We start from the raw sequence: 19,931 nt of genomic DNA on the forward strand, positions 1-19,931 counted from the left end.
GCGCTGCCTCCGAAACGGACACTGTCATTCCCATTTGCGATACGGTAGTGCTCTCTCGTGCCAAGCTGTGTTGCGAAATGGGGAACGCCGAAGTGGATATTGAAGAGCTCAGGACATTCGTGGAAGTTGCGGATGCGGGTGGCGTTACATCAGCCGCGCGCCGGCTCGGCATCTCCAAGTCAATCGTCAGCCGGCGGCTCGTCCGGCTTGAAGCGGATCTCGGCGTCCAGCTTCTTGCACGAACCACCCGCGGCGCGGCGCTCACCGAGGCCGGGATCACGTTTCGGGACTACGCGGCCAGGGTCTGCGCCGAGATCGACGCGGCCAGGGAGACGATCCTGCCCGCCGGTGACCTTTGCGGCCGCCTGAGAGTTGCACTGCCGCTTTCCTTCGGCCCGACCCACTTCGCGCCCGTGCTCGCGGACATGGCGCGACGCCACCCCCAGCTTCACATCGACACCTCCTACAGCGATCGCTTCGTCGATCTCATTGCAGAGGGTTTCGATTGTGCGATCCGGGTTGGTTTCCTTCCGGACTCCAACCTGATCGCAAAGCGCGTCGGACCGATTTATGGCAAGCTCGTCGCGAGCCCGGACTATATCAAAGGCAATGGTTCACCTGCGAGGCCGGAGGACCTCGCCGCCCATCAGGCCCTCATGCAGGGAACGGAAACCTGGCAATTCATGGATGGCGACAGGATCGTCACGGTTCATCCGCGGGGGCGATTCAAGGCGGACAACGCCACGGCACTTGCCGCCGCCGCATTGGCAGGGCTCGGCATCGCCTGGATCCCCGACGGCATCACCCATCAATACGTGGCCTCCGGCGCGCTGGTTCCGGTCATGACACGCTATCCTCCGCCTCCGGCAGGCATCTACGTCATCCGCCCGCCGGGCCAGCATCCCGCCCGCAAGGTACGGGTCCTCTCCGAAATGCTGATCGAGTGTTTCGAACAGGCCCCGCAGCCAGCGGGCTTCGATCGCTAACCCCCGAAGGGCGCGGAGGCCGGGCACGGTCTCATCCGATGTCAGGGCTTGGCGAGGTTCGCCAGCGCCTCGGGCGAGTATGCGCGCAGCGATCCCTCAATGACCGCTTGTGTGACGGGTTTCGGATGCTGCCGGCCCGAAGCAGACCTGACGCGTGCCAAAGGGACGCTCCTCAGAATGCGTGGAATTTCTGGCATCCGCCCGCCGACCCTGCCATAAATTGATTTCATCGAGGGAGGCACCATGATGCAGAAGAAAGCGCCGGACTTCAGCCTTGAGGGCAAGGTGACTTTGGTGACGGGAGCGAGCCGTGGCATCGGTCGAGCTTGCGCGCTTGCCTGTGCCGCAGCAGGCTCCGATATTGTTTTGGGGGTCCGCGATGTCGCAGCGTCGGCAGGCCTGGTGGCCGAACTCGAGGGGACGGGACGAAAAGTCATCACTGTTGAACTGGACATTCCCAACAAGGCCCATATCGCACAAGCCGTCGATGCAGCGCTTGCTACATTCGGTCGGGTCGACGTGCTCATCAACAATGTCGGCGTGGCTCCCGGCAATCTCGCGGAACTCGTCGAGGAGAAGGACCTTGACGAGATCCTCGATGTCAACATTAAGGGCACCTTTCTGATGACGCAGGCAGTGGGGCGTCACATGATCAAGCGCAATGGGGGCCGGATCATCAACATCAGCTCACAGGCCGGCACCGTGGCGCTGCGCGGCGAGGCAATCTATTGCATGAGCAAGGCGGCAATCAATCACCTCACGCGCTGCCTTGCAGCCGAATGGGCAGCCTATAATGTCACCGTGAACACCGTATCGCCGACGTTCATCCACACGGATGGTACAGCACCTTTTCTATCCGATGCCGACAATCGCAAAGCGACGCTCGGTCACATTCCACTCGGCCGGATCGGTGAAACCGATGATGTGGTGGGTGCCGTCGTCTTCCTGGCATCGCCGGCTTCGAGCCTGATCACCGGTGCCAACCTGCTGGTGGACGGTGGATGGTCCGTCGCATGAGGCCGAGGCTGCTGCACGCCTCGGACAATCTGACATAGAGGTGGTTCATCGCGTCCCGCTGGCCATGCTGACTAGGCTCCGGCTGGTACAAGAATCATCGATCGAACTTTTTCGAGTGGATGAAAAGCCGTTCGTCCACCCCATGAGATGAAGACGCCAGTCCTACCCTGAAAAGCCAGGGCGTTTGTGTAATAGCAGTCGTTGGTCAGGATGTCGTAGCGGGCCGTCGCGTAGCGAAATGCGAAGAATGTGCTGCCATAACCCACACCGATCGACATGATGATGCCGAGCGGCAAGGCGAGCAGCGGTAACCTGCGCTGCCGGACATCCGCCAGCCAGAGGCCCGCTGCCGCGAGAATACCTGGGATGACCGACATGGCGATGAAGACGAGGTCAGGTGAAGCGGGTGCTCCGAAGTCGTCGTCTACGTAAAGCGCCCGGCCAAACTCCATCACCACAGGCATGAAGCGCGCAAAGGCGATTGAGAGGATCAGAACACAGATAATGCGAACACGCACGGGTCCGCTCCCAAGCTAAACCGACCTTCGACAATTGCGGCAATCATACGATCAACTGGCTCCGCTGCCATGGGCTTGCACGCCTGAGTTAATTTCGAAGTTAATAATCCATCTATCGGGTTGTGGGGCTGTTAGGCGATATCCCGAAACTTAGCGACATCTCGCGCCGGCCAGCGCCGGTTGGAAGAAGGCGGATCGCCGAACTCTATCGCATGCCTAAACTCCTTCAGCGATAAGTTGTCTTTTAAGGAGTGTGCCTTACTGTCCTCGTATCGGAGGAGTGGATCATGACGATGATAGTTTCGGCTCTTATCGGGGTGGCATTAGGCATCGCCTTATTGGCAGCGGTTTTTCTCTTTGCTTTTCGTCGCAAGGTCACCAACAAGTCGACCACGAAATCGGCCGATAACTACGACGTGTTTGATAAGGACCCGAGCTTCTACAGCTCCTATGACGTATCCGATAAATAAACCGGGCGACTCCACGTGGCCTATTTTCGCGCCATTCTACTTCAAGAACAATTCAAGCAAAGTGGGACTGGAACACCGGTTACTGTAGACTGCGAGCGCGAGCTTATACGCGTCCGCTAAGTAGCGACCGTTGGCGTCCCGAGTGTCGCTAGCCAAACCGTTCCACCAGGAAATCGATCACCGTCCGCAACATCGCTGTCGGCCGGCGGTTCGGCGGATAGACGAGGGACATCGGAACGGGCTTGTAGGACCATTCCGGCAGCACCTGCTCAAGCCGTCCTTCGACGATATCAGCGGCGAGCAGCAGTTCCGGCTGAAGCACAATTCCCGCGCCGCTGAGCGCTGCCATGCGAAGTGCTGCCCCCTGGTTGGTGGAGAATTTTCCGGAAATCAACACGTCACGCATTTCGCCTCCCGGCCCGACCAGGTGCCAGCGATCCTGCATGCGCCAATAGGAGTGGCCGAGGCAGAGATGGTTCGTCAGAGCCTCAGGCGAGGCCGGCCGGCCATGGCGGGCGAGATAATCCGGCGCGGCAGCGAGAATCCGCCGGTAGGGCGTGAGCGGGCGGGCGACCAGGCTGTCGTCGGATAACGGTCCGATGTGGATGCCGAGCTCGAACCCCTCGCCGACGAGGTCATGGACATTGTTGTCGAGCGACAGCTCGATGCTGACGTCGGGATAGGCGTTCTGGTAATCGATCAGCGCCGGCACCAGGATCTGCGTCCCGAAGCTGACCGGTGCCACCAACCGAAGCCGGCCGCGCGGCGCCGATTGCAGCTCGCTCGCCGAAGCCTCGGCCAGCGCCACTTCGGAAAGCGCGCGTTTGCAGCGCTCGTAATAGAGCTGGCCAACCTCTGTGAGCTGATGGCGTCGGGTGGTGCGATGGATCAGCTTCGCCCCGAGCCGGGTCTCGATGGTCTTGATGTGCTTGGCGACCATGGCAGGCGACACTTGCGCGATCTCCGCGGCGGCCGCGAAACTGCCGTTGTCGATGACCCTGACAAACATCGCCATGCCGGCCAGCTTGTCCATGATTGCCTACCTGTTGGTTTCGAATGACGATACCGGCAGCTTATTTATCAACCTCAGCATTTGCAAGATAGTGGTCACGCCCGAGCCAAGGCGACTGATATAACCAACATGACCAAGGAGAAAACATGCCTATTCTTCATCTGCAGATGCATCCCGGCCGCACTGACGATCAGAAACGCGCCTTCGCCCGGGAAGCGACGAAGGCCGCCGTCGAGACGCTGGCATGCCCGCCGGAATCGGTGGAAATCCTCATAACGGAGATCGCCAAGGATTCCTGGGCGGTAGGCGGCAAGCTGAAATCCGAGGCCTGAGAGACGTCCCGCAGCATCGAAGGCTCGAGCTGCGGGACGCCGCCATGCTGTTGGACAGGGAGCCGGCACGCGGCTCCCGTGTTGACCGCGTCGAGCGACCGGTTGACTTACTGGCTGCTGCGAATCCACCGCCCGCAAGCTGGGGGCACCTGGCTTCGCCCGGACTTAGGCTTTCCGCGCATTTGAGCCATGGCGGAGTCTGCCTGAAAGCAGACATCGTCGACGAACACGCTGTAGGTCGCAGATGCACCAGAGAACTTGATCTCAGCCGAGATCGCCCTGGGCAGAAGTTCCCCTGTCTCTGTCTTCCTGCTATCGTGGAGATGGGGGACGGCTCTATGAGCGAGAATCGCAAGCTGGCCGCAATTCTGGCCGCGGACGTAGTTGGATACAGCCGGCTCGCCAGCGAGGACGAAGATCGCACCCTGGCAAGGTTGCGGGCACTGCGCAGCGACCTGATCGATCCAACCATCGCAGTGCACAACGGCCGTGTCATCAAGCGCACTGGTGACGGAGCGCTGGTCGAATTCCGCAGCGTTGTCGATGCCGTGCGCTGCGCCATCGAGGTGCAGAACGGCATGGTCGAGCGCAACGCCGGCGTTCAGCAGGATCGGCGCATCGAGTTCCGGATCGGCATCCATCTGGGGGACGTAGTAGAGGAATTCGATGGCGACCTGATGGGCGACGGCGTCAACATCGCCTCGCGTCTCGAGGGTATCGCGGCCCCCGGCGCTATTTGCCTGTCCGAGGACGCCTATCGCCAGGTCAGGGCGAGACTCGATCTCTCCGTCAGCGATCTCGGCAACACGCAACTCAAGAACATTGCCGAGCCGATCCGGATCTATTCGCTCCAGGTCGGCACCGCCGCGGAGGTAAAGCCAGGAGTGACCGCCGCCGTTGCTCCTGCGCCGGCCGCATTGCCGTTGGACCTCTCGATTGCCGTGCTGCCATTCGTCAACATGAGCGGCGATGCCGAGCAGGAGTACTTCGCTGACGGCATCTCCGAAGATATCATCACAGCTCTATCGAAGCTGTCGCAGCTGTTTGTCATCGCTCGCAACTCGTCGTTTACCTTCAAGGGCCGGAACGTGAACGTGCAGGAAGTGGGCGACAGCCTCAAGGTGCGCTACGTGCTGGAAGGAAGCGTCCGCAAATCAGGCAACAAGGTGAGGATCACCGCGCAGCTGATTGATGCCACTACCGGCGGGCATCAGTGGGCGGAGCGTTTCGATCGCGACCTGACCGATATCTTCGCAGTGCAGGATGACGTCACGCAGCAGATCGTCGGCGCTCTGGAACTCAAGCTGACGGCCGGGGACCAGCAGCGGCTCGCGACCGAGCAAACTCAAAATCTGGAAGCCTATGACTGCTTCCTGCGGGGCCGTGAACACATGTGGCGGCTGACGAGAGAGCAGAACATTCAGGGCCGGCAATTGCTGCAGCGCGCCGTCGATCTGGACCCGAAATTCGCCCCGGCGCACGCCTTCCTCGCCGTCACGCACGGGCTGGCCTACGTTAACCAGTGGAGCCGATCGCCGTCGAAATCGCTGGAACAGGCGACCGAGGCTGCGACGCTGGCGGTGGCGCTCGACGATCGGTATCCGTACGCACATTGGGCGCTGGCCGTCGTCAACTTGTACCTGCGAAGACTTGACGTGGCCATCCGCGAGGCTGAACGCGCGATCGCGCTTGCTCCCAATCTTGTCGAGGGCCACGAGAGCCTCGGAAACGCGCTGCACTATGCGGGCAGATCCGACGAGGCCCTCGTCTGCTTCGAGCGGGCGATGGCCCTGAATCCATATTATCCAGACATTTTTCTGCACTTCCACGCGCAGGCGATGTTCCAGTTGGGCAGGTACGAGGAGGCCGTTGTCTTCCTGAAGCGACGACTAGTCCGCAATCCAGCCACCGACATCTCACGTGTGTTGCTGGCGGCGAGCTATGGTCACTTGGGCTGCTTGGCGGAGGCGCGGGGGCAGTGGGAGGAAGTGTTCCGGATCAATCCCGATTATTCCCTGGAGCACAGGCGCAAAGTGCTGCCCTACAAGAACCCTGCCGATTTCGAGCGCATTGTGGACGGACTGCGCAACGCTGGCCTCACCGAGTGATTGCATTCCATCGCCGGCAGTCGTCCCACAGCTTCCGTACGGCTCTAGAGCACGCCGCCTTGTATCTGGTTCGCCTCAGATTGTGCGAACGAACATCGAGAAAACATGCATATTCTTCACCTGCAGATGCATCCCGGCCGAACCGACGATCAGAAACGCGCCTTCGCCCGCGAAGCGACCAAGGCCGCCGTCGAAACGCTGGCATGCCCGCCAGCGACACCAGAAAGTCGTCTCGAAAACAGGCTTGCGAATCAGATAAGTGTGTGCTTATGTGTTGGCATGATCGAGAATGACTTTTTCCGAGCTCTGGCAGACCCGACCCGCCGCGCGATTTTCGAGAAGCTGGCGGCGGGGAGCATGAACGCCAGCGCCTTGCGTGAAGGCATGGAGATCAGCCAGCCGGCAATGTCGCAACACCTTGCAGTTCTGCGGAGTGCAAAGCTCGTGAGGGAACAACGACAGGGGCGTTTCGTGAATTACGAAGTCGATCCCGATGGGTTGGCTCTCATCGCCCAGTGGCTCGCAAAATACCGCGCCTATTGGCCGGAGCGTATCGCAGCACTCAAAGTCTTGCTGAAGGACATGGATCAATGAACGAAGGGAAGACCAAGGAGCAGGATAGCAGCGTCGAGCAGGAATTTGACTTGAGCGATCCGCCGCAAAAGGTCTGGCGCGCTGTCACCGTTCCCGAATTTCGGGAAAGGTGGTTGCCAAAGGAGGCATTGGCCGATCCCGATGCGATCGCCGTCACCCCCGGCCAAGAAGTCCGCTACAAGCTGCGCGACGACAGCCCACCATTCCTTGAAAGCACCGTGACGTTCACGATCACACCGAACGCGACGGGCGGAACCTGCCTTCGGATCGTCCACGAACTGACGGATGCAAGATTCGACCGAATGGCGAGGACGGCCGTAAACAGCAACAGCCCGCCCCTCATGCTCGCCGCCTGACGCGGCGAGCCTCACCCTAAAACTCTGGAAGTTTGGAGGTCGCCGATGCGCGAAGCGATGCAGCTCGTCCCTATGGTCATAGAACAGTCCAGCCGGGGGGAACGATCATTCGATATTTATTCCCGGCTTCTTCGTGAGCGGATTATCTTTCTCAATGGCGAGGTGAACGACACCGTTTCGGCCCTCGTCTGCGCGCAGCTGCTGTTTCTGGAAGCAGAAAACCCCAAAAAGCCCATCAACCTCTATATCAATTCGCCGGGCGGCGTCGTGACCAGCGGCCTCGCCATGTATGACACCATGCGCTACATCCGCGCACCGGTTCACACGCTCTGCATGGGTACGGCCCGCTCTATGGGATCGTTTCTACTGATGGCGGGCGAGCCGGGCGAGCGGGCCACCCTACCAAATGCAAGCATCCTGATCCACCAGCCATCAGGCGGCTTTCAGGGGCAGGCGTCGGATATGCAAATTCACGCCGAGGAAATCCTGAAAACAAAGCAGCGTATGACACGGCTCTACGCGGAACATTGCGGGCGCTCCTATGAGGATTTTGAACGCGCCATGGACCGCGACCGCTTCATGACGCCGCAAGAAGCATTGGAATGGGGCTTGATCGACAAGATCATGCAGGTCCGCGAAGCCCCGGCCGATCAGTAAGGGATATGGCCCCGTTGTCGCAAAAATCCCGATTAACGCGACACTTGTTTTCCTGTCTTTTGCAACGCCGCAGAATAGACAGTTTCGCGATGCCAGCAATGATCGCTTGTGGCGCAAACCTGCGTCAGCTTCTCGAAATTGGGACTATCTTTGCGCCTTCGACGGCAGGTCCGGTCGTCGCGCTGCCACGCCCTGCGGGACGAGACAGAGAGCCGCGATGCCCGCCTCTTCGGCCGCACGCAGAAGCGCTTCCCGGAATTGTTCCGGGGCAATTTTCCCGCTGATTGCGTCGACGCAGGCTTTCACGGCAGCGACATATTCCTCGCCGTCATCGAAAGGCCAGTCGTTCATCAGGAGACGTGCCGCGTCACCCAGCGTCCATACGATCTTGCGAGACGCCGGACCCCGCAAAGCAAAACCGACCGGCGTGAATGCTGCTGATGTATTCCAGCACATTGTCCTCGACCCCTCAAGGCGGGGATACTGCAGTCCCCACCTCTAATATACGCACATTTTATGAAAGTTGGAATTGAAATTTGGTGAAGAGTACCGCTTGAGCGCGAGGCTGCCGAATGAAGAAAAAAGGCGCTCTGCGACCTATTTTCAAGCGCTGCGTCGACACGTGTTGCACCGATGGAGGCATGCGGGATTTTTTCCTTTTCGATCTCGACGCTCCGGTTCACTCACCGTAATTCCGCAGTCACCCTGAAAATGCCGCCGGCCGAAGCGTCCGAGCAGACGACGAAGGTCGAGCCCTCCTGCGCCATGAAGGCGACATTGCCGCCGGCCTCGCAGGGGGTGGCGCTCCATTGCAGGATGATGTCGCCATTGTCGGGCAGTTTTTCCGTCGCGAGCTTCGTCGCACTGGCCATCCACTCGGTTGCCGACGGCAGGTGAACGGGCGTGTTCAGCTGCTTCGACAACCAGGCAGTATAGGTCTGAGCCACGGCAAGCGGCACGTCGTCGGCCGGCTGCTGCGGATTGTCGCTGTATGCCTGCGCTGAGGCGGGATCGGAATTGGCGGTGTAATATGCCGCCATCTCGGCGCGAGTGACGGCCTTCGCCTGCATGCAGAAGGATTTTTCGACTTTGACGGCGCCATTGGCAACGCCGAGCATGCCGCCAAGCTCTTTCATCGAAGCGGTCATCAGCCGCACATTGTCGAGCGAATAGCTTCCCGCCGGCACAGTCTCGAAGGCCAGGGTCGGCGAAACCGGGCAGAAGCCGCGCGCCGACAGCGCCTCGAGATCGGCAAGGATCGGTTTGTAGGCGACCACCGCTATTTTATAGGCCTCGGCGCTATATCGGCCATCGGCCTCGCTGATCTTCGGCGCGAGTGATGCAAGCGTCGGATCGGCTGCACCGGCGCGCGTCGTGATCGAGGCGTTGAGATCGGCGACCTTTTGCTTTAGCGCCGTCGCCTCGTCCTTCGACGCCATGACGTCGGCGATGATGGCGGCAAGGAGTTTGGCGGCGTCGCCATAGCCTGATGTCGCCGCCGGCATCTGCCATTGTTCAGCCTTGGCCTTTGCCTCGGTCATCAACCCGCTCGCCTTGGCGACATCCGGACTATCGCCGGCGCCGATGCGATTGACCGTCTCGCGCTTCGCCGCCGCGTCTTTTTCGGCCGCCGTCAGCGCCGTGAGTGCCTTGGCGAGATCGTTAAAACCGGTCTTCGATGCGTCGTAGCCGTCGACGGCCGCATGCATTTGCTTGGCCGTAGCGCTGTCGGCAGCAGCCTTCATCTTGGCATCGGCGTCGGCAAAAGCCGGCGCCTTGTCGCCGCCGGCAGTCGAAGCGGCGGCTTTCGCCTTTTCGGCGTTCTCCTTTGAGATGGCGATCAGCGCATTGCCGAGATTGATCGCGGCAGACTGGTAGCCCGGAAGGGCCTTTTCGTAGTCTTCATCCTTCAGCAGGGCATCGGCAGAGGTCAGTGCCGAGGCGCCGGTGTCATAGGAGAGCTTCGCCTGGTCACTGGCCGGCCGCTCCGGCGCCTTGGCGGCGATCGCCTGCTGTTTGCGGCTTTCGGCCTCCTTCTTCCAGACGCCGACATCGGCAACGAGTTTCGGATCCGGGCGCAGCAGCTTCGGAATAGTGACGACGCCGACGCCGATGCAGATCAACAGCAGGGCTGCGATCATGGAGATTTTGACAGGCGTCCACTTTTTCGGTTTCGGCGCCTCCTGTTGCTGCTGCATGCCGCCGCGCGGATCCCACGACATCGGCTGGATGCCGGTCGTCACCCTTGTGTATTCGCCGAGCGCATCGGCGCCGGTGCGCGGCCGCTGGGCCGGGTCGCGGCTCAGCATCCGCTCGATCAGGCTTGCCAGACCCTCGGGAAAGCCGGGGATCAGCACGTCGAGGCGGGGAAAGATGTTGGAAGGATCGAGATGGATGTTCTTCCAACTCTGCTCGCGCTGGTGTTCGTCTTCCCAGACCATGACGCTATCGAAGACGCTGTTATAGGTCTGCCGCGGCAGGAAAAGCTTGTAGGCGATCATGCCCATTGCGTAGATGTCGAGAGCTGATGAGGCGGAGAAGGTGCCGCTGGCATAGATCTCCGGCGCGCCGAATTCGGGCACATAGGGCGGGATGATGTGCTCGCCGATCTTCGAGATCAGGTGCAGGTTGCCGATCCGGACCGACAGGCCGGAATAATCCTCCGAGACGTAGATGCACTGGTCCGTCAGCGCGTTGTGGGCATAACCGGCGCCGTGCAGCGTCGCCAGGCCTTCGAGGATGTGGCGGCCGATCTCGGCGGCGCGCTCGTAGGCCACCATTTCGGTTTCGTCGAGATATTGGTGCAGCGTCTTCGACGGCCGTTTCTCGACGATATAAAAATTGTCGTCTTCCGGCGACGGCGGGATGAGGTCCTCGATTTCGACGAAGCGGCGGGCGGTCAGCGATTTGGCCTCGTTGATGGAGGTCCAGACCCGCTCGAAACGCGCCTTGTCCAATTTTAACGCCACATCGGGGGCGACGATAAAGACCGCATGGTCCATCCGCTTGTCCTGGGCGGGATAGACGATGAACTCGTTCTCATAGACCGGCTCGCCGATCGTGTAGCGGGCGATCAGATCACTTCTCATGCACGTGTCCCCCTGCAATCATTGGCATTTCTATTCGCCGGCCATGCTCTGACTCTTTCATGCAGAACAGGATTCAGATTTCAGGCCAATCGGCCTTCAATCATCCTGTTCCAGAAGCGGATCGCCGATCAGGCCGGCGGCCAGCAGCAGGCCGCTTTTCGTATCGCGAAGTGCGAAGGCAAAACGGGCATCGGCGACGACGCGAACGAGCTTGGGATCGATGCTGCGTTCTGTGATCGCTGCCGTGGCTGCCGCCGCCTCCGTGCCGTTTTCGTCAACCTTGATCATCGTCTTCTGAAGAACGCGCGACAAGCGAATGTTTTCCTTGGTGAAACCCGGGAAGGTGGCATGCTTGGCCTTTTCGGGCGTCAGTCCCATCGCATTCAGTATCGGCATCAAATCACGCCCGTCGTTCAGGGAAAAGCGGGGCAGGAAGATTTCACCCTTGGCCGCTTCGAATTTTTCGCCCTGCAGCCAGGAGGTAAGCGCCTTCAGGTCGGCGCCGGCGACACCTTTGCCGGAGCGCGCCGCCACCACGACCATGCTGTAGCTTTCGCCGGCATAAGCAAGGTCGACGGCGGCAAATTTATCGTCGAAGCGGAATTTCTGCCCATCGCCAGCAAGATGCATCATCGGCACCGAAATCGTCGAACCGTCCGGCCGCTGAAAGGGGCTCGCCGGGCTTTCCCGTTCGAAAGAGGTCTTCCAACGCGCCTTGAAGGACAGCGCGCCGAGGCTGACGAAACCGCCGCCGGGCGGCGCGTCGAGCATGACGGGAATGGCGCCGCGCGTCGTCTCTTTGACCCAGAGGTTGATGTGCTCGACCGATGCCGGTCCGTCGAGATCCTCGATCGAGGGCTTGATGCGGTGGGTGGCGAGCATCGAGAGCGCGTCGGGGACGAGCACCAGCTTATCGTCGAAGACGATCGCAACAGCCGTCGCCAAAGACGCATCCGCGGCGGCCGGCTTCTCCTGTGACATCGCGTCAAGCACCGTCTCCGGCCCCTTCACCTCGCTGCCGAAGCCGAGGCCTTTGGCGATTGCGGCCTTGCCTTCGGCGGAGGCGCCGAGGCTGGCAAGGCCGAGGGCTGCTGCAAGGCTTGCCGGCGAGACCATGATATTAGCCGCACCCTCCTTTGCCAGCGTGCGGTCGATCAGGTCGGCGGCGAGCCCGGCCTGGGCGGCGAGCATCGATTTGCCGTCGCCGGAGTTGTCGGCATGGGCGGCTGAGGCGAGCGTCAGCAGGGAAGCGGCAAGACCCGCCAGCAGCGTGGATTTCGGCATGCTTCCCTCCTCTTCAGCGGATGCGATAGAATTTGGAATCGAACGACCATTTGCCTTGGCGGCCAGTCTCGTCGTCGCCGACGATCCTCAGGCTGCGGGCGAGGTCGTAGACATAGTTGAAGGCGGCGCGCTGGCCGACCAGCGGGGTCGGCACATCCGGCAGGTCGAGCACTTCGATCGGCTTGTCGCTGAGGATGGCGACGACCATGCCGACGCCGGAAGGTCCCTCCACCACATATTCGAAGCCGGTATAGGGATTGCGCGCATCGGGCACGACGACCGGCCGGGCCGGATCGAGCCGGTTGTCGCCGCTCTTGGCTGATGGTTTCAGCCCCATCGAGCGCTTGTTCGGGTAAAGCTGCGTCAGCTTGCCGGAGGCATCGATATCGACCAGGATCAGATAGCCGGACTTCTTGGTCGACACCCGCATCGCCACCTTGTCGCCGATGCCGACCGAGGTGCCAGGCAACACGTCGACGGCAACGCCGGCCTCATTGTCGCTTTTCAGCGTGTTCTCGACGGCGGCGAGCGGGGTTTTTGCCTCCTCGCCGGTGATGACATCGCGGCCGAGCGCATCCGGCTGGCCATAAAACTGTGGGACCGGCGTGAAGCGGCAATCGTCGGCATGGGTTCGGCAATATTCGTCGGATTTGCGCCGGACATAATCAAGCAGGGCGGCATTGCTGACATTCGGCTTGTCGGCGGCGCGCGCCACGCCATCCTCAACGCCTTCGATGAAGCGGCGGGTGAAGACGCCGCCCGGCGGCTTGGCCTCGCGGTCGACGAGCGCCCATTGGCCTGAATTGACCGCCGACCAGACCATGGCGTTTTCGCCGCCGAACGAGAATTTCGCTTCCGTGCCGGACTTGTTCGGCGGTTCGAGCGCAGCCAGCGCCGGACCGAGGCAACGGACGTTGCCGCCGCTTGGCGCCGCCACCGCGCTGCGGCTGCCCGGCCCGACATGGCAGGCATCGATCAGCAGCGTGACGCGGCGGTCCTTGAGGCTGTTCAGCCGTGCGGCGATTTCGGTTTCGCGGATCTGATTGGTGACCGTTACCTTGCCGGCCTCGCGCACCAGCTTGGCGTCGGCTGCAACAAGCGTCGGGCTGGTCGTCGCCTCGGCGCCCATTTCCTCGGAACCTTGCCCACTGAAATAAAGGAAGACCCGGCTTCCAGGTGTCGACTGGCGCACCAGCCAGTCGTCGATTTCGGCAAGGATCGCCTCGCGGCTGGCCTTGCGGTTGGTCAGCGTGTGGATCTGTTCCGGGCGGTAGGCGAGCGTCTTCACGAGGAAGAGCTGCATCGACTTCACATCGCTGGCAGAACCGGTCAGTTTCGCCTCGCGCATCTCATAATCGTCGATGCCGATCAGCAGCACGCGGTCGCCGGAAGAGCTTTCGATCGCGGGCGCCTGAGCAACGGGTGTTTGGGCAGCAGGCGTCTGGACCACAGGCGGCTGGACGGCGGGTGTCTGGACTGCAGGCGGCTGGGCGGCGGGTTCGCCGGTGGGGGCGTCTGGCGTTTCGGTCGTGGCGGCAGGCGCGCTATCGCCGGCGGGAGGGGTGGTGATGGCGAGGTTGGCGAGTTTCTGGCCGGACTGTCTCAGCTTCGTCCCAGCGCCGGCGCTGGTGGTGGTCGAGGCGACCTGATCGCCGGCGGCTGAAGCTTCGACATTCGGCACATCGCCCTCGGTCTTGGCGGCGATCCAGTCGCGGAAGGCGGCGACGCGGGTATAGACGCCGTAATGTTTAGCCTCGGCGCAGCCGGCACCCCAGCTGACGATGCCGAGCTGGATCCAGCTCTTGTCGGGGCGCTGCGCAACCAGCGGGCCGCCGCTGTCGCCCTGGCAGGCATCCTTGCCGCCTTCGGCATAACCGGCGCAGACATTGCGCTCGTCGATCGGGTTCATCCGCATCGAGCTGTCGCGATAGGCGGCGCGGCAATCCTCGCGCGGAACGATCGGCAGCTCGACTTCCTGCAGCTCGGTCGGCAGGTATTTGTCGTCCCAGCCGTGATCGGCCTTGGTATAACCCCAGCCTGTGACGACAGCCATGTGACCGGCGGCCTCGACCTCGTCATCCCCCGCCGAGGCGAGGACTGCAGGCCTGGAGACGGCGGGTTCGGCAAGCTTGATCAGGGCGATGTCGTTGGCAAAGACCTTGCGGTCGAAATCCTCATGGATGACCACGTCTTCGACGGCAAGGCCGGGTTTATCCGGTCCGTCGACGGATATGACCTTGTCGATCTTCGACTTGCCCTCGACGATCAACAGGTCGCGGGCGAACAGATCCTGCTTGCCGGAGCGGCCGCTGGTGACGCAATGGGCGGCGGTCAAGATCCAGCGCGGCGCAATCAGCGAGCCGCCGCAATGGCCGCCGAAGCGACCGCGCTGTTCGGGATCGGGCGCCAGGATCTTGACCTGCCAGGGCCATTCGCCCTTCTTCGCAGCCTGGCCGCCGATGACACGGCCGCCATCCTCGCCGGCGAAATCGGTATCCTGCTGGCCCAGCGCAGGCGCAGCCAGGAGCAGCATGACGGAGGCAATAGTCAGGACCTTGCTGATCGACGCGCTCATAGCTTGGCTCCGGCGGAGGTATAGAGGACCGTAAATCCGAGGCGGGCGCCCTCGGGCAGGAATTCGCCGAGCCGCCTGGCGATGTTGCCGGCGGTGCGGCGCCTGTCGTTCTGTTTCAGGAACTCGACGAGCTCGGGCATTGGCTTTTCCGAGGTGACGGCAACCAAGAGATCGGTGCCGAACGGGGCGACGACGGAAAGATCGAGATCGAAGCTCGCCGGCATCTGCGCATCGCCATCCTTCTCGCCGGGATAGAGGAACTGCACGGTGCCATCGCCGGTGACGTCGAAGAGCACCAGCTTGCGGCCCGCTAGATCGGAAATCGCGACGCCGACACGCTCGCCCTCGCGATGGACGGTGTCGGACGGGGTGACGCGCACGGTCTGCGGATTAACCTCCGACAGCCGCTTCAGCGTGTCGAGCGCGGCCATCCGGTCGACGACGAAAGGCATGTCGCCGGCACCGATGCCGGAGGCGACGACATCGCCGCCGGCAATCGCCTCGCGCTTTTCCGGATCGAAGACAATGTCGGCATTCGCACCCTCTGTCAGCTTGAACGGCGTGATGGCCGGTCCAATGCCCTGCAGCACCGGTGCGGCGCCGAGGGCGGCAACGCCGATCGGCGCGGGCTCGGCGGGCGGCGGAGTGCTTGATTTCGCTACTTCTGTCGTCGTTCCCGCCCCTTCGTAATGGTAGACCACCGCGCGGTCGAGATCGGTTCCCGGCGGGCTTTCGGTAAAAATGTTCTGTCGCTGATCGGTGAACTGATAGACCGACTGGCGCACATATTCGAAGAGTTCGCGGCGGCTGACGGCGCCGTCGCCGTTGCGGTCGGCCGCCCCTTCGAAGGCGCGGGCGGTGGCATAACTCAGCGCGCCGCGTTTCTGCGGAATGCCGGGAATGGATATCTCCGGCGATTTGGTGTTGTCGTCGACGGCGGCGAGGAAGGTCAGCCGTTTGAAATCGAAGCCGGTGGAAAGCGCATCCGCCGTCGTCGAGATCGGCGCGAGATCGTCCTCCTCGATCGTATAGGACGGCGCCTGGCGCCAGGTGATCGCGGCGCCGCGCGGATCGACATCGCGGGTCAGGCCGCCGGCATGGCAGGTATCGGCGATGAAGACGACATCGGCGCCCTTGGCCTCGAGGTTGCGGATCAGCACCTTGAATTCGTCGCCGAAGATGCGTTCGCGCGATCCCGGCAGCCGGGTATCGAAGCCGGCGAGCACATAGACCTCGTCGCGGCCGCTCGGCTTCGAGCCCTTGACGCGCTCCGGCTCGCTCGACCCGTGGCCGGCGATGCCGAGCACGACGAGATCGCCGGCCCCTGCCCGCTCGGTGACGGCTTCGATCGCATGGAAGATGCCCTCGCGGTCGGCCTCGCCGTTCTTCAGCAGCGTCATGTCCTCGACGCCGACCGAGCGCAGCGAAAGCGAAAGATCCTCGGCATCGGCGACGGCGCCATGCAGCGGTGGAACGTTGCGGTAGAGGTCGATGCCGATCAGCACGGCTCGGACGGCGCCGCGATCGGGCGCTTCGATCGTCCTTGCCAGGCTGTTGGTGGCCGCCAGGCTGAGGAGGGCAAATGCGGCGGCCATGGAAACGGATGCGGACATGGCCAAACTCCCCTCGCCCCGGCTATTCGCGGCGCCATTCGACGCGGCGGTTCAGCGCATCGACATCGTCTTCGGTGAGGTTTGCGGTTGCCGTCACATCCACCGGCTCGGAGGCGCCACGGCCTTCAGCGTCGATCGAAGCGTCGATGCCGTGGCTCTTGAGGAAATCGGCGACGGCTTGGGCACGGCGCTCGGACAGCTTCTGATTATAATCGTCACCGCCGCGCCGGTCGGTGTGGCCGATCAGGATGACGCGGCCGGGCTTCTGCTCCTTCAGGGCTTCGAGCAATTCCTGGGCGGCCTCGGTGCCGATCGAGGTGAAGCTCGACTTGTTGAAGTCGAAGGTGATCGGCACGGGAATGGAGACCGGCACGATGCCGCGGACATTCTCGGAATAGATGCCGCCGAGCACACCGCTGCGGTGATCCTTCTCGGCCGGCACGAAGCTGCCTTGGGGATTGTCGCTCGTCGGGTTGGCGGCAAGGATGCGGGCCTGGGCGGCACGCTGGATCAGATCGGAGATCGTGTCTGCCGGCGGCGCCTTCGGCGTGCGGGTCTCGTTCTTGATGATCTCGATCGCCTGCTGGTAATCGGCGGCGGCATCGGCGAAGCGGCGGGCGGAGAAATAGATCTCGCCGAGCGTGGCGGAGGCCTGCCAGAGCACCTGCGGGCTATCGGCGGCGACAAGCAGCGGTTCGTAATCGGTGACCGGCTGGTTGGCGGCCATCATTTCCTGGGCAGCGGCAAGCCTGAGGGCTGCAACGCGGCGCTGGGCATTCACCTGGAACTGGCCGCAATCGGCGCTGACGGCGATCGTATCGGCCTCAGTCGCGGCGGCTGTGATATCCTTGGCGGCAACGGCGGTGTTGAGCTTGTCGAGAAGCGCGGTGCAGGCAGGCGTATCGGCGTTCGCGACCTCGATCTCTTCGCCGGCCTGGCTGGGTTCGGCCGAGCGGCCGAGGTTCAGCTGCGGCATCTTGATGCTGAAACCGCCGGGAAGCTTGAACTGCGGCATCTTGAGCTGCGGCATCGGCAGTTTCGGCATCGTGGTCTGCGACGATTGGGCCGGCTGCTTATACTGCTTTGGCTGTGTGTATTGGGTCGGCCGGGTGGACGAGGTGGTGTCGGCGGGGCCGATCAATTGCAGCTCATCGGCGGCAAGCTCCTGGCCGGGCGCCAGATTGGTGACGATCTTGTATTTCTTCGGCGGCTGTTGTGCGGCCTGCTCGACCGGCTTCGGCGCCACAGGCTTTGGGGCAGCCTTCGGTTTTTCCACCACCGTTTCCGGCTTCTTGGCGACTTCCTGTTTGATCACCGGCTTCGGTTTCGGTGCAACGGGCGGCTTTGCCGCCTGTTCGACCGGTGCGGGTTTTGCTGCGGGGGCAGCTGCAACAGGTGGTGCGGCAGGGGTCGGCAGCGCCGCCGGGCTGTCGACCGTCGTCAGCATCAGCGTCTTGCTGCTGATCTTGGTGCCGAGGCTGCGGGCTTCTTCAAGGCTGCGCGAAACGGCATCCATGCCGCCGTCAACCGAGCGGAACATGCCGCTGCCGCTGCCGCCGAGATCGGCGAAGATGTTCAGCGGCTTGGAAGAATAGAAGACCTTGATCTGCTCCTGTCCCACAGGGCCGGACACCTGCAGCCGGGCGCCGCTGGCCGGATCCGGCACCTGCACGCGCTTGCCGGCCCCGACTAGGGCGTCGGTCTGATACTTGTTGGGAAAAAGCTTTACGACGGAGCCGTTCGGCGAGACGTTCAGCACCGTGACATAGCTATTCTCGGTCGATTGAATGAACAGGCCGACAACTTCGCCGATGGCGTATTTGGCCTCGGCGCGATCGAAGGTGATGCTGACAGGCCCGGTCTGTGCCGGCGCTTCGGTCAGTGTGCGTTCGTTCTGCGCCTCGACGGCGGGAACCACCGAAAAGAACGAAAGAAAGGTGGCGGCGGCCAGGATGGCTTTGCGGTTGAGCATTGGAAAACCTCCTCTTCGAACAATCTCACACTGTGTTGAAGATGAGAATAGCACCGACCGGCGAAATTGGGATGGCTTTGCCTGTCTTGCTTGAGGGAGGGTTACAAATTATTTGGAACCTGCAAGAAACCGTCCCGAAAAAGCCGTGAGCAAGACTCGGGATCGGCAATATTCGCCGTCCGATGTCGTCTTTTCCACTTCGGAATTGCGCTTAGTTCTTGGGTTTCTGTCCAGCTGATTTCAAAATCGAGATCAGGTCGCTCATGCCCTCGGGCGAGGAATTGTAGAGCCAGAGAATATCCGGATTGTCGACCGTCAATTCCTTGCCGGGCACCGAGCCCATGTCGCGCCCTGGCGAGGTCGCATCCGGCAGCTTGGTTTGACCGGGTGTCAGCCCCTTCTCGCGTTCGTGCTCGGCAATGATCGCGGTCGCCGCGGCAAAGGCCTTTCCGTCATGCTGGCGGAGTGCCGCAAGCGAAGGGTTGCGCGCCGCCAGCGCATCCTCGGCCGGGCCGGCATGGGCGAGTTCAGTCATCTGCAGCACTATGAGGAGGCCGATCGACAGGGTTATGAGCCGGAATTTCGTCATCGTCGTCACATCCGTCTTATGGGCGCCACTGCGCGCGACCAGTGCTTGGATAACTGGCATCCCGACAATAGGCAGAGGCCGGAAAGATGGCAACGGCGCTCAGTGCCAATCGATTGGGAGGGGTGAAATTGGCTGGCTAGAGGATCTTCAACTGCTGCAGGCCGAGGCGGAGATCCCGCAGCATCTCGCCGAAGATCTCCTCGATCTGTCCTGTGGACCAGACGACCATGGTGCCGTAGGGCGAGCGCTTGCGCTGCATGAAGCCGGCCGTCTCGAAATCGATCAGCGTCTTGCGGCAGGTCTCGCTCGACATCACCGCCACCAGAAAACGGGCGAGATTGGACTGGTCGATCGCGCCTGGTTTATCGGCCCAGTTCTGGATCAGCCGCGGCTTGGTGTCGGCGGTGAACATCGAGGCGAGCGCCCGATCCTGCGACAGCCCGAGCCGCTGAAGCTTGGCCGGATCGCGGGTGAGCGACACCACGTAATCATTGTGCAGATCGGCGAAGCGCTCGATATCTTCAGCCGTGTTGATGCCGAACACTTTCATCGAATAGAGGAACTCGGCCATCAGATAGGTCGGCTCGGAGCGCAGCTGCGCCAGATGTTTGTCGTCGGTGCTTTGCGAGGCCGCGCAGACGCGATCGGAGAAGCCTATCCGGGCGGCGCGCACCTGCTCCAGCAAGCTTATGTCGAGCGCCAGTTCGTCACCATTCCATTCCAGCATAAGCATTTCCCGCCGGCAAATCTTCGAGACGA

The 19,931-nt window shown here is 62.1% G+C and carries 18 protein-coding genes and 1 pseudogene; 9 read left to right on the plus strand and 10 right to left on the minus strand.

Features of this window, described 5'->3' with window-relative positions:
- Positions 1-92: 92 nt before the first annotated feature.
- Entirely contained in the window at positions 93-986 is an 894-nt protein-coding gene (locus HJB89_RS00970; RefSeq protein ID WP_207585352.1) for a LysR family transcriptional regulator, read from the plus strand.
- Between the two features lie 246 nt (positions 987-1,232).
- A complete protein-coding gene (locus HJB89_RS00975) occupies positions 1,233-2,003 on the plus strand; it encodes an SDR family NAD(P)-dependent oxidoreductase (RefSeq protein WP_207585637.1) in 771 nt (256 codons plus the stop codon).
- A gap of 71 nt (positions 2,004-2,074) precedes the next feature.
- Here the strand turns inward: HJB89_RS00975 and HJB89_RS00980 are convergent, their stop codons facing one another.
- Positions 2,075-2,521, minus strand: a complete 447-nt coding sequence (locus HJB89_RS00980; protein WP_207585353.1) for a hypothetical protein — start codon at positions 2,519-2,521, stop codon at positions 2,075-2,077.
- 287 nt (positions 2,522-2,808) lie between these two features.
- On the opposite strand from HJB89_RS00980, the gene HJB89_RS00985 reads away from it, so the two are divergent.
- A complete protein-coding gene (locus HJB89_RS00985; RefSeq protein ID WP_207585354.1) occupies positions 2,809-2,991 on the plus strand; it encodes a hypothetical protein in 183 nt (60 codons plus the stop codon).
- 148 nt (positions 2,992-3,139) lie between these two features.
- Here HJB89_RS00985 and HJB89_RS00990 read toward each other — a convergent pair whose 3' ends face one another.
- On the minus strand, positions 3,140-4,024 hold the full coding sequence (locus HJB89_RS00990) for a LysR family transcriptional regulator (protein ID WP_207585355.1): 885 nt from the start codon (positions 4,022-4,024) through the stop codon (positions 3,140-3,142).
- Between the two features lie 125 nt (positions 4,025-4,149).
- Here HJB89_RS00990 and HJB89_RS00995 point away from each other — a divergent pair, with 125 nt between their 5' ends.
- The 6 genes and pseudogenes from HJB89_RS00995 (at position 4,150) to HJB89_RS01015 (ending at position 8,050) form a co-directional block, all read left to right on the plus strand.
- Positions 4,150-4,335, plus strand: coding sequence for a 4-oxalocrotonate tautomerase (locus HJB89_RS00995; RefSeq protein WP_003594927.1), 186 nt, complete (start codon positions 4,150-4,152; stop codon positions 4,333-4,335).
- Between the two features lie 338 nt (positions 4,336-4,673).
- On the plus strand, positions 4,674-6,443 hold the full coding sequence (locus tag HJB89_RS01000; protein WP_221148694.1) for an adenylate/guanylate cyclase domain-containing protein: 1,770 nt from the start codon (positions 4,674-4,676) through the stop codon (positions 6,441-6,443).
- A gap of 126 nt (positions 6,444-6,569) precedes the next feature.
- A pseudogene (locus HJB89_RS33040) lies at positions 6,570-6,647 on the plus strand (tautomerase family protein); the annotation flags it as partial.
- A 75-nt stretch (positions 6,648-6,722) separates the two neighbouring features.
- A complete protein-coding gene (locus HJB89_RS33045) occupies positions 6,723-7,037 on the plus strand; it encodes a helix-turn-helix transcriptional regulator (protein ID WP_246762890.1) in 315 nt (104 codons plus the stop codon).
- Positions 7,034-7,393 (plus strand): SRPBCC domain-containing protein, encoded by a 360-nt coding sequence (locus HJB89_RS01010; protein ID WP_207585358.1) that lies wholly within the window; start codon positions 7,034-7,036, stop codon positions 7,391-7,393. The genes HJB89_RS33045 and HJB89_RS01010 overlap by 4 nt, the downstream gene beginning before the upstream one ends.
- A 45-nt stretch (positions 7,394-7,438) precedes the next feature.
- Positions 7,439-8,050, plus strand: coding sequence for an ATP-dependent Clp protease proteolytic subunit (locus HJB89_RS01015; RefSeq protein ID WP_207585359.1), 612 nt, complete (start codon positions 7,439-7,441; stop codon positions 8,048-8,050).
- A 144-nt stretch (positions 8,051-8,194) separates the two neighbouring features.
- Here HJB89_RS01015 and HJB89_RS01020 read toward each other — a convergent pair whose 3' ends face one another.
- The 8 genes from HJB89_RS01020 to HJB89_RS01055 form a co-directional block, all read right to left on the minus strand.
- Complete coding sequence (locus HJB89_RS01020; RefSeq protein ID WP_207585360.1) at positions 8,195-8,506, minus strand: DUF982 domain-containing protein; 312 nt, start codon at positions 8,504-8,506, stop codon at positions 8,195-8,197.
- Positions 8,507-8,733: 227 nt separating this feature from the next.
- Positions 8,734-11,139 carry a protein kinase domain-containing protein gene (locus tag HJB89_RS01025; RefSeq protein ID WP_221115562.1) on the minus strand — a complete coding sequence of 802 codons (2,406 nt, stop codon included), beginning with the start codon at positions 11,137-11,139 and terminating at the stop codon, positions 8,734-8,736.
- A 96-nt stretch (positions 11,140-11,235) separates the two neighbouring features.
- Positions 11,236-12,423: a serpin family protein gene (locus HJB89_RS01030; RefSeq protein ID WP_221148696.1), complete on the minus strand. Its 1,188-nt coding sequence runs from the start codon at positions 12,421-12,423 to the stop codon at positions 11,236-11,238.
- Between the two features lie 13 nt (positions 12,424-12,436).
- The gene (locus HJB89_RS01035) at positions 12,437-14,998 is read right to left on the minus strand and encodes a trypsin-like serine protease (protein ID WP_221148698.1); all 2,562 of its coding nucleotides are present in this window, start codon (positions 14,996-14,998) and stop codon (positions 12,437-12,439) included.
- Complete coding sequence (locus HJB89_RS01040) at positions 14,995-16,611, minus strand: caspase family protein (RefSeq protein ID WP_207585364.1); 1,617 nt, start codon at positions 16,609-16,611, stop codon at positions 14,995-14,997. The genes HJB89_RS01035 and HJB89_RS01040 overlap by 4 nt, the downstream gene beginning before the upstream one ends.
- A 22-nt stretch (positions 16,612-16,633) precedes the next feature.
- On the minus strand, positions 16,634-18,583 hold the full coding sequence (locus tag HJB89_RS01045) for a DUF4384 domain-containing protein (protein WP_207585365.1): 1,950 nt from the start codon (positions 18,581-18,583) through the stop codon (positions 16,634-16,636).
- Positions 18,584-18,794: 211 nt separating this feature from the next.
- On the minus strand, positions 18,795-19,172 hold the full coding sequence (locus HJB89_RS01050) for a hypothetical protein (protein WP_221148700.1): 378 nt from the start codon (positions 19,170-19,172) through the stop codon (positions 18,795-18,797).
- A 136-nt stretch (positions 19,173-19,308) separates the two neighbouring features.
- Positions 19,309-19,899, minus strand: a complete 591-nt coding sequence (locus tag HJB89_RS01055; RefSeq protein ID WP_207585367.1) for a hypothetical protein — start codon at positions 19,897-19,899, stop codon at positions 19,309-19,311.
- Between the last annotated feature and the right edge of the window lie 32 nt (positions 19,900-19,931).

This window comes from Rhizobium sp. NZLR8 (assembly GCF_019685025.1).
Lineage (GTDB): Bacteria > Pseudomonadota > Alphaproteobacteria > Rhizobiales > Rhizobiaceae > Rhizobium.

What these genes read in the sequence shown, in the direction of transcription:
- HJB89_RS00975 (WP_207585637.1), top strand. Translation starts at nt 1,233, where the DNA reads ATGCAGAAGAAAGCGCCGGACTTCAGCCTTGAGGGCAAGGTGACTTTG.
- HJB89_RS00985 (WP_207585354.1), top strand. Translation starts at nt 2,809, where the DNA reads ATGACGATGATAGTTTCGGCTCTTATCGGGGTGGCATTAGGCATCGCC.
- HJB89_RS00990 (WP_207585355.1), bottom strand. Translation starts at nt 4,024, where the DNA reads ATGGACAAGCTGGCCGGCATGGCGATGTTTGTCAGGGTCATCGACAAC.
- HJB89_RS00995 (WP_003594927.1), top strand. Translation starts at nt 4,150, where the DNA reads ATGCCTATTCTTCATCTGCAGATGCATCCCGGCCGCACTGACGATCAG.
- HJB89_RS01000 (WP_221148694.1), top strand. Translation starts at nt 4,674, where the DNA reads ATGAGCGAGAATCGCAAGCTGGCCGCAATTCTGGCCGCGGACGTAGTT.
- HJB89_RS33045 (WP_246762890.1), top strand. Translation starts at nt 6,723, where the DNA reads ATGATCGAGAATGACTTTTTCCGAGCTCTGGCAGACCCGACCCGCCGC.
- HJB89_RS01010 (WP_207585358.1), top strand. Translation starts at nt 7,034, where the DNA reads ATGAACGAAGGGAAGACCAAGGAGCAGGATAGCAGCGTCGAGCAGGAA.
- HJB89_RS01015 (WP_207585359.1), top strand. Translation starts at nt 7,439, where the DNA reads ATGCGCGAAGCGATGCAGCTCGTCCCTATGGTCATAGAACAGTCCAGC.
- HJB89_RS01020 (WP_207585360.1), bottom strand. Translation starts at nt 8,506, where the DNA reads ATGTGCTGGAATACATCAGCAGCATTCACGCCGGTCGGTTTTGCTTTG.
- HJB89_RS01025 (WP_221115562.1), bottom strand. Translation starts at nt 11,139, where the DNA reads ATGAGAAGTGATCTGATCGCCCGCTACACGATCGGCGAGCCGGTCTAT.
- HJB89_RS01030 (WP_221148696.1), bottom strand. Translation starts at nt 12,423, where the DNA reads ATGCCGAAATCCACGCTGCTGGCGGGTCTTGCCGCTTCCCTGCTGACG.
- HJB89_RS01035 (WP_221148698.1), bottom strand. Translation starts at nt 14,998, where the DNA reads ATGAGCGCGTCGATCAGCAAGGTCCTGACTATTGCCTCCGTCATGCTG.
- HJB89_RS01040 (WP_207585364.1), bottom strand. Translation starts at nt 16,611, where the DNA reads ATGTCCGCATCCGTTTCCATGGCCGCCGCATTTGCCCTCCTCAGCCTG.
- HJB89_RS01045 (WP_207585365.1), bottom strand. Translation starts at nt 18,583, where the DNA reads ATGCTCAACCGCAAAGCCATCCTGGCCGCCGCCACCTTTCTTTCGTTC.
- HJB89_RS01050 (WP_221148700.1), bottom strand. Translation starts at nt 19,172, where the DNA reads ATGACGAAATTCCGGCTCATAACCCTGTCGATCGGCCTCCTCATAGTG.
- HJB89_RS01055 (WP_207585367.1), bottom strand. Translation starts at nt 19,899, where the DNA reads ATGCTGGAATGGAATGGTGACGAACTGGCGCTCGACATAAGCTTGCTG.